General features: G+C 68.1%; 1 protein-coding gene. It reads right to left on the bottom strand.

What is annotated here, in order from left to right:
• Positions 1 to 77: 77 nt before the first annotated feature.
• A partial coding sequence (locus SB751_RS30800) for an isochorismatase family protein (protein WP_410749126.1) occupies positions 78 to 270 on the bottom strand: 193 nt, incomplete at its 5' end.

Raw genomic sequence — 270 nt, forward strand, 5'->3', positions numbered from 1 at the left:
GACCGCGCTGACTTTCCAGATCGCCGGATCGAGCCGGCCGGCCGCATGACCCGGCGCCGGCTGAGTGCGTGTGTCGTTCATGCGCCGCGCCGGTCGAGCAGCGCGAGGATCTCTTGCGTCGAACCGGTCTCACCGAGACGCGGGAACACCCGTTCGACGCTGTTCGTGTGCGCGTCCGCGTTGAGGTCGGTCATCGCGTCGATCGCCAGCGTCACGTTGTAGCCGAGTTCGTGCGCCTGGCGTGCCGTCGATTCGACGCCGATGCTGGTC

The organism is Cupriavidus sp. SIMBA_020 (assembly GCF_046535395.1).
Classification (GTDB): Bacteria; Pseudomonadota; Gammaproteobacteria; order Burkholderiales; family Burkholderiaceae; genus Cupriavidus; species Cupriavidus campinensis.